Source organism: Pseudomonas sp. NPDC087346, from assembly GCF_044744235.1.
In the GTDB taxonomy this organism is placed as follows: domain Bacteria; phylum Pseudomonadota; class Gammaproteobacteria; order Pseudomonadales; family Pseudomonadaceae; genus Aquipseudomonas.
In genome coordinates this window covers 109423-117206 of the sequence record NZ_JBIUXX010000015.1, presented here as the reverse complement: position 1 = coordinate 117206, position 7784 = coordinate 109423, and the positions used below count along the sequence as shown (strand labels likewise).

Genomic DNA, 7784 nt, shown 5'->3' with positions numbered 1-7784 from the left:
CTTCCGATCTGGTGTCGATGTTGACCTTGCGCTCGCCGTGCTTGATGCCTTCGACGATTTCTTCAACCGGTACGCCGTAGGTTTCTTTGATGTCGCCGCCGTACTGGTTGATGATCGCCAGCCACTCTTGTGGAACCGACGAGGAACCGTGCATCACCAGGTGGGTGTTCGGGATGCGTTTGTGGATTTCCTTGATACGGTCGATCGCCAACACGTCGCCGGTAGGTGGCTTGGTGAACTTGTAAGCGCCGTGGCTGGTGCCGATGGCGATGGCCAAGGCATCAACTTGAGTGCGTTTTACGAAGTCAGCGGCTTCTTCCGGGTCGGTCAGCATTTGGCTGTGATCCAGAACGCCTTCGGCGCCGATGCCGTCTTCTTCACCGGCCATGCCGGTTTCCAGCGAACCCAGGCAGCCCAGCTCGCCTTCAACCGAAACGCCACAGGCGTGAGCCATGGCTACGGTTTGTTGGGTAACGCGGACGTTGTAGTCGTAGTCGGTCGGGGTCTTGCCGTCTTCGCCCAGGGAACCGTCCATCATTACCGAGCTGAAGCCCAGTTGGATGGAGCGCTGGCAGACGTCAGGGCTGGTGCCGTGGTCCTGGTGCATGCACACCGGGATGTGCGGGAATTCTTCGATTGCCGCCAGGATCAGGTGACGCAGGAATGGCGCACCAGCGTATTTACGGGCGCCGGCCGAAGCCTGGACGATCACCGGGGAGTCAGTCTTGTCAGCGGCTTCCATGATGGCGCGCATCTGCTCAAGGTTGTTGACGTTGAAGGCTGGAACGCCGTAGCCGAACTCGGCTGCGTGGTCCAACATCTGGCGCATGCTGATAAGTGCCATTGTGTGTGTCTCTCCCGGTTGAGGGTCGTTAATCGTGCCAGCCTGCCGGAGCGGCGGCGGCTATTCAAGTGATTGCAGATCGGGGGTCGAAGCCCGGTCTGGTGATTCGATAAAGCAAAATCTGTCTGTCGCTGAAACCCTGTGGCGAGGGGGCTTGCCCCCGTTCGGCTGCGCAGCAGTCGTAAAACCTCTGGGAGCGCTTCGCACTCCAACGGGGGCAAGCCCCCTCACCACAAAAGCTCCACAGTGAATCTTTGGTGTGTCTATTACTCAGCCTTGCAACCACGGCCGATCAGGTCATTGGTGGCGACCCAATACACCAGGCCTTCCTCACCCTTGACGTGAAACGCCAGCATGTCGTCGCTGTACAGCACGCCCGACGCGCCCGGCTGTTCTTTCAGGCGATAGACCTGATCGCCGCCGCCGAGGCGGACATCGACTTCCTTGCGGCTGGCGTCGGTATAACGCCACAGCACTTTGGCCTGGCTGTCACAGGTCCAGGTGGTCCAGTTATCCACAGGTGCGGACGACTGAAACAGGTTCATCTGCGCGCAACCGCCCAACAATGCCAGCGCCGCAATGGCGATCAAGCCTTTCATCCGTGTTCCTCGACTGACGACACACGCCGCCAGCCCTGAGTTAAAGAGTCAGACCCGTCAAGGACAACCATGTTCCTTGGCCGGGGTTTGCGTCTCGTACTTGTCCAGTCCATCCGGGCCTGAACGCTTGTTCAGTACCGGGTTGGTTTCCGCCTGCCAGTCGGACTGGTAGCAGTTTTTCTGCGCGGCGCCGGGGGCCGGTGTCGGCTCGGCCTTCGGGTTACTCCCGCAGGCCGCCAGCGTACCGGTCAGCAACAACAATGCTAACGACTTGACCATGTGAACACTCCTTTGCCTGGCCAAACGGGCGGCCTCAGGCCTTGGCCCGGCTTTCCAGGACTTCAACGGCTGGCAGCACTTTGCCTTCGACGAATTCGAGGAACGCGCCACCACCGGTGGAAATGTAGGAGATTTGCTCGGAGACGCCATATTTATCGATGGCTGCCAGAGTGTCGCCACCACCGGCAATCGAGAATGCGGAGCTGTCGGCGATAGCCTTGGCCAGCACCTTGGTGCCGTTACCGAACTGGTCGAACTCGAACACCCCGACCGGACCGTTCCACAGAATAGTCTTCGACGATTTCAGCAGTTCAGCGAAGTTCGCTGCGGTCTGCGGGCCGATGTCCAGAATCATGTCATCGGCTGCCACGTCAGCGATCAGCTTGACGGTGGCTTCAGCGGTTTCGGCGAACTCCTTGGCAACTACCACATCCACTGGCAGCGGCACGCTGACCTTGGCGGCGATGGCGCGAGCGGTGTCCAGCAGATCCGGCTCGTACAGCGACTTGCCGACCGGGTGACCGGCAGCGGCGAGGAAGGTGTTGGCGATGCCGCCACCGACGATCAGTTGATCGCAGATCTGGCTCAGGCTGTTCAGCACGTCGAGTTTGGTCGACACCTTGGAGCCGGCAACGATGGCAGCCATCGGTTGCGCGGGAGCGCCCAGGGCTTTGCCCAATGCGTCCAGTTCAGCGGCCAGCAGCGGGCCAGCAGCAGCGACTTTGGCGAACTTGGCCACGCCGTGGGTCGAACCTTCGGCGCGGTGAGCGGTGCCGAATGCGTCCATCACAAACACGTCGCACAGCGCGGCGTATTGCTGGGCCAATTCGTCAGCGTTCTTTTTCTCGCCCTTGTTGAAGCGCACGTTTTCGAACAGCACGATGTCGCCGGCCTTGACGTCAACGCCGCCCAGGTAATCGGCCACCAGCGGCACTTCACGACCCAGAGCCTTGCTCAGGTAATCGGCCACAGGCTTGAGGCTGTTCTCGGCGGAGAATTCGCCTTCGGTCGGACGGCCAAGGTGCGAGCAGACCATGACGGCCGCACCTTTTTCCAGGGCCAGCTTGATGGTCGGCAGCGAAGCCAGGATACGCGCATCGCTGGTGACAACACCGTCCTTGACTGGGACGTTGAGGTCTTCGCGGATCAATACGCGCTTACCTTGCAGATCGAGGTCGGACATCTTCAACACGGTCATGGGTCGCACTTCCTACGGTTTTTTTGAAGTTGCTGTTTGCAGATAGTGTTCTGCAACGTCCAGCATTCGGTTGGCAAAACCCCATTCGTTGTCGAACCAGGCCAGGATGTTCACCAGTTTTGGGCCGGAAACACGGGTCTGACTGGCATCGACGATGGCCGAATGTGGGTCATGGTTGAAATCACAGCTAGCGTGCGGCAACTCGGTGTAGGCCAGCAGGCCTTTGAGCGGGCCGCTGGTGGCAGCCTCACGCAGAATCCGGTTGACCTCATTGGCGTCGGTCGCCGTGGCGGTCTGCATCGTGATGTCGAGGCAGGACACGTTGACCGTCGGCACGCGTACGGCTTTGGCTTGAATTCGTCCGGCAAGTTCCGGCAGCAGGCGTTCGATACCGCGTGCCAGACCAGTGGACACCGGGATCACCGACTGGAACGCCGAACGGGTGCGGCGCAGGTCTTCGTGGTGATAAGCGTCGATCACCGGCTGATCGTTCATCGCCGAGTGAATCGTGGTGATCGACACGTAATCCAGGCCAATCGCCTTGTCCAGCAGGCGCAACAGCGGCACGCCGCAGTTGGTGGTGCAGGAGGCGTTGGAGACCAGCAGTTCGTCGCCGGTCAGGCAATCCTGATTGACGCCGTAAACGATGGTGGCGTCGACATCCGCCTCGCTGGCCATCGGCTGCGAGAACAGTACCCGTGGTGCGCCGGCGTCGAGAAACCGCTGGCCATCTTCACGGGTGTTGTAGGCACCGGAACATTCCAGCACCAGATCGACGCCCAACGACGCCCAATCGATGCCTTCGGGGGTGGCACTGCGCAGAACCTTCACGCAATCACCATTAATATGCAGACAATCGCCGTCGACCCGTACTTCGCCGGGGAACCGGCCGTGGGTGGAGTCGAAGCGTGTCAGGTATTCGATGCTGGCCATGTCCGCCAGATCGTTGATCGCGACAATTTCAAACCCGGCTTTCTCGCCTCGCTCAAACAACGCACGCAAGACGCAACGACCAATCCGGCCGTAGCCGTTGAGTGCAACTTTGTAAGGACGCGGTTGAGGCATGGGGTTCTCGATAATGCGCAGGCAGACACAATGCTTATTTGCGGCACATCCCTTGTGGGAGCTGGCTTGCCAGCGATAGGGCCATCCGCTTCAGCATAAATGCTGACTGAACGGACGCTATCGCTGGCAAGCCAGCTCCCACAGGGAATTGCGGTGACCGCTAGATCACCGCGTTGCGACTTAGTCTTCCAGCAGTTCTTCAGCCTGACCCAGGATGTTTTCCAGGGTGAAACCGAACTCTTCGAACAATGCCGAAGCCGGCGCCGACTCACCGTAGGTAGTCATGCCGATCACGCGACCTTCCAGGCCCACGTACTTGAACCAGAAGTCGGCGTGAGCCGCTTCGATGGCGATACGTGCGCTGACCTGCAACGGCAGAACGGCTTGCTTGTAGCCAGCGTCCTGAGCGTCGAAAGCGCTGGTGCACGGCATGGAAACCACACGCACCTTGCGACCTTGCTCGGTCAGTTTGTCGAAAGCCTGAACCGCCAGACCAACTTCCGAACCGGTTGCGATCAGGATCAGCTCAGGCTCGCCTGCGCAGTCTTTCAGCACGTAACCACCACGGCTGATGTCGGCGATCTGGCCGGCATCACGTTCCTGGTGCTGCAGGTTCTGACGCGAGAAGATCAGCGCCGATGGGCCGTCCTTGCGCTCCAGAGCGTTTTTCCAGGCCACTGCCGATTCAACGGCATCGGCTGGGCGCCAGGTGTCGAGGTTTGGCGTGGTGCGCAGGCTGGTCAGTTGCTCGATCGGCTGGTGCGTCGGGCCGTCTTCGCCCAGACCGATGGAGTCGTGAGTGTAGACGTGGATCACGCGCTGTTTCATCAGAGCGGACATGCGCACTGCGTTGCGCGCGTATTCCATGAACATCAGGAAGGTCGCGCCGTAAGGCACCAGACCGCCGTGCAGGGCAACACCGTTCATGATTGCGGTCATGCCGAACTCGCGCACGCCGTAGTACATGTAGTTGCCGCTGGCGTCTTCAGCGCTGACACCTTTGCAACCTTTCCACAGGGTCAGGTTGGAACCGGCGAGGTCAGCCGAACCGCCGAGCAGTTCCGGCAGCATCGGGCCGAAAGCGTTCAGGGTGTTCTGGCTGGCTTTACGGCTGGCGATGGTTTCGCCCTTGGCAGCAACTTCAGCGATGTAGGCCGAGGCTTTTTCAGCGAAGTCAGCCGGCAGTTCGCCGCTCAGACGACGGATCAGCTCGTTGGCTTCGGTCGGGAACGCAGCGGAGTAGGCAGCGAAACGCTGATCCCATTCGGCTTCAACAGCGCGACCGGATTCCTTGGCGTCCCATTCGGCATAGATGTCGGCCGGGATTTCGAACGGGCCGTAATTCCAGTTCAGTGCCTTGCGGGTCAGAGCGATTTCCGCGTCACCCAACGGGGCACCGTGGCAATCTTCTTTGCCCTGCTTGTTCGGCGAACCGAAACCGATGGTGGTCTTGCAGCAGATCAGGGTCGGCAGCGGGCTCTTGCGAGCGGTTTCGATAGCGGTCTTGATCTCTTCCGGGTCGTGACCGTCAACGTTGCGGATCACTTGCCAGTTATAGGCTTCGAAACGCTTCGGCGTGTCATCGGTGAACCAGCCTTCGACTTCGCCGTCGATGGAGATGCCGTTGTCATCGTAGAAAGCGATCAGCTTGCCCAGACCCAAAGTACCGGCCAGGGAAGCGACTTCGTGAGAAATGCCTTCCATCATGCAGCCATCACCCAGGAACACGTAGGTGTGGTGGTCGACGATGTTGTGGCTTGGGCGGTTGAACTGCGCCGCCATGACTTTTTCTGCCAGAGCGAAACCCACAGCGTTGGCCAGACCCTGACCCAGCGGACCGGTGGTGGTCTCGACGCCCGGGGTGTAGCCCAATTCCGGGTGACCCGGAGTGCGGCTGTGCAGTTGACGGAACTGCTTGAGGTCTTCGATCGACAGGTCGTAACCGGTCAGGTGCAGCAGCGAGTAGATCAACATCGAGCCGTGGCCGTTGGACAGCAAGAAGCGGTCGCGGTCGGCAAACGATGGATTGCTCGGGTTGTGCTTGAGGTAGTCGCGCCAAAGCACTTCGGCGATATCCGCCATACCCATTGGGGCACCGGGATGGCCGCTGTTGGCTTTTTGCACGGCATCCATGCTGAGGGCACGAATGGCGTTGGCACGCTCACGACGGCTAGGCATCGCTGATCTCCTGGGAATTGTGAAACAGAGTGAAAAATCGAAACGGAAAAAAGGCGAGCATTTTCCCTCACCGGGATGCCTCGGGGCAATGACAGATAGTCATCTGCCGGCGTTTTTCCAATGGATAACGACGGTTTCTGCTGATGAAACCTTTCCGCTGTTCGTTTGTAGAGTTAACCAGCCAGTGAGAAGTGCCATTTATCGAGCAATATCAAAACTTTTTGATATTGGCCTTGCGATGCTTTCGAGCCGTCACTAGACTGCCAGCCCTATGAACTTACGTGTGCCTTCCATTCGCCATGACGACTGCGACGAGCTGGCGGCCCTGTGCAAGGCCGGCGGTGATCCGCTGCGGCTGAATGTATTGCGCGCACTGGCCAACGATTCGTTCGGCGTACTGGAACTGGCGCAGATTTTCGGTATCGGTCAGTCCGGCATGAGTCACCACCTTAAAGTATTGGCCCAGGCCGATCTGGTGGCGACGCGCCGTGAAGGCAACGCGATTTTTTATCGTCGCGCCCTGCCCCACACTGAAATGCTCGGCGGCAAGCTGCACGCCGCATTGTTGGACGAAGTCGACAATCTGACGCTGCCAGACGACGTACAGGCGCGAATCGCCCAGGTACACGGGCAACGTGAGGCGGCCAGCCAGGACTTTTTCGCACGGGTCGCGGAGAAATTTCGCGCCCAGCAAGACTTGATTGCCGGCCTGCCGCAGTACCGTGAAAGCGTGCTGGCCCTGCTCGACAAACTGAACTTCAATGGTGCTGCCACGGCCATCGAAGTCGGCCCCGGCGATGGCGCTTTTCTGCCGGAACTGGCGCGCCGCTTCGCCACCGTGACCGCGCTGGACAACAGCCCGGCGATGCTCGAACTGGCACGCCAGGTATGCGAACGTGAACGGCTGATTAACGTCAGCCTGCAATTGGCCGATGCATTGAACGGCACAAGCCTTCAGGCCGATTGCGTGGTGCTGAACATGGTCTTGCACCATTTCGCCGCGCCGGCCGATGCGCTCAAGCACATGGCCGACCTGCTGCAACCGGGCGGTAGTCTGCTCGTGACAGAGTTATGTAGCCACAACCAGAGTTGGGCCAGGGAGGCCTGCGGTGATCTGTGGTTGGGGTTTGAACAGGACGATTTGGCCCGTTGGGCCACCGCTGCGGGACTCGTTCCCGGGGAAAGCCTCTATGTAGGCTTACGTAATGGTTTCCAGATCCAGGTTCGCCACTTTCAGCGACCGACTGGCGACACTCACCATCGGTAAATTCAGGAAAACATCGAGATGAGCGAATACTCCCTCTTCACCTCCGAGTCCGTGTCTGAAGGACATCCGGACAAAATCGCCGACCAGATTTCCGATGCGGTGCTGGACGCCATCATTGCTGAAGACAAGTTCGCCCGCGTGGCGTGCGAAACCCTGGTGAAAACCGGCGTGGCAATCATCGCTGGCGAAGTCACCACTTCGGCCTGGGTTGACCTGGAGCAGATCGTTCGTGACGTGATCACCGACATCGGCTACACCAGCTCCGACGTTGGCTTCGACGGCGCGACCTGCGGCGTGATGAACATCATCGGCAAGCAGTCCCCTGACATCAACCAGGGTGTCGACCGTGCCAAG

At 59.8% G+C, this 7784-nt stretch carries 8 protein-coding genes; 2 read left to right on the top strand and 6 right to left on the bottom strand.

Annotated features, from left to right (window positions below; genetic code table 11):
* From fba to tkt, 6 genes are all read right to left on the bottom strand, one after another.
* A partial coding sequence (gene fba / locus ACIOZM_RS12150; protein WP_401213752.1) for a class II fructose-bisphosphate aldolase occupies positions 1 to 844 on the bottom strand: 844 nt, incomplete at its 3' end.
* Positions 845 to 1110: 266 nt separating this feature from the next.
* A complete protein-coding gene (locus ACIOZM_RS12145) occupies positions 1111 to 1443 on the bottom strand; it encodes an MliC family protein (RefSeq protein ID WP_401213749.1) in 333 nt (110 codons plus the stop codon).
* Positions 1444 to 1500: 57 nt separating this feature from the next.
* Positions 1501 to 1722, bottom strand: a complete 222-nt coding sequence (locus ACIOZM_RS12140; protein ID WP_401213747.1) for a hypothetical protein — start codon at positions 1720 to 1722, stop codon at positions 1501 to 1503.
* 34 nt (positions 1723 to 1756) lie between these two features.
* Positions 1757 to 2920: a phosphoglycerate kinase gene (locus ACIOZM_RS12135; protein ID WP_401213745.1), complete on the bottom strand. Its 1164-nt coding sequence runs from the start codon at positions 2918 to 2920 to the stop codon at positions 1757 to 1759.
* Between the two features lie 12 nt (positions 2921 to 2932).
* The gene (gene epd / locus ACIOZM_RS12130; protein WP_401213743.1) at positions 2933 to 3985 is read right to left on the bottom strand and encodes an erythrose-4-phosphate dehydrogenase; all 1053 of its coding nucleotides are present in this window, start codon (positions 3983 to 3985) and stop codon (positions 2933 to 2935) included.
* Between the two features lie 180 nt (positions 3986 to 4165).
* Positions 4166 to 6163, bottom strand: coding sequence for a transketolase (tkt, locus tag ACIOZM_RS12125; RefSeq protein ID WP_401213740.1), 1998 nt, complete (start codon positions 6161 to 6163; stop codon positions 4166 to 4168).
* Between the two features lie 271 nt (positions 6164 to 6434).
* Here tkt and ACIOZM_RS12120 point away from each other — a divergent pair, with 271 nt between their 5' ends.
* Both ACIOZM_RS12120 and ACIOZM_RS12115 read left to right on the top strand, forming a co-directional pair.
* Positions 6435 to 7430: an ArsR/SmtB family transcription factor gene (locus ACIOZM_RS12120; protein ID WP_401213737.1), complete on the top strand. Its 996-nt coding sequence runs from the start codon at positions 6435 to 6437 to the stop codon at positions 7428 to 7430.
* A gap of 18 nt (positions 7431 to 7448) precedes the next feature.
* Positions 7449 to 7784, top strand: a 336-nt coding sequence (locus ACIOZM_RS12115) for an S-adenosylmethionine synthetase N-terminal domain-containing protein (RefSeq protein ID WP_401213734.1), incomplete at its 3' end; no start/stop codon positions are given.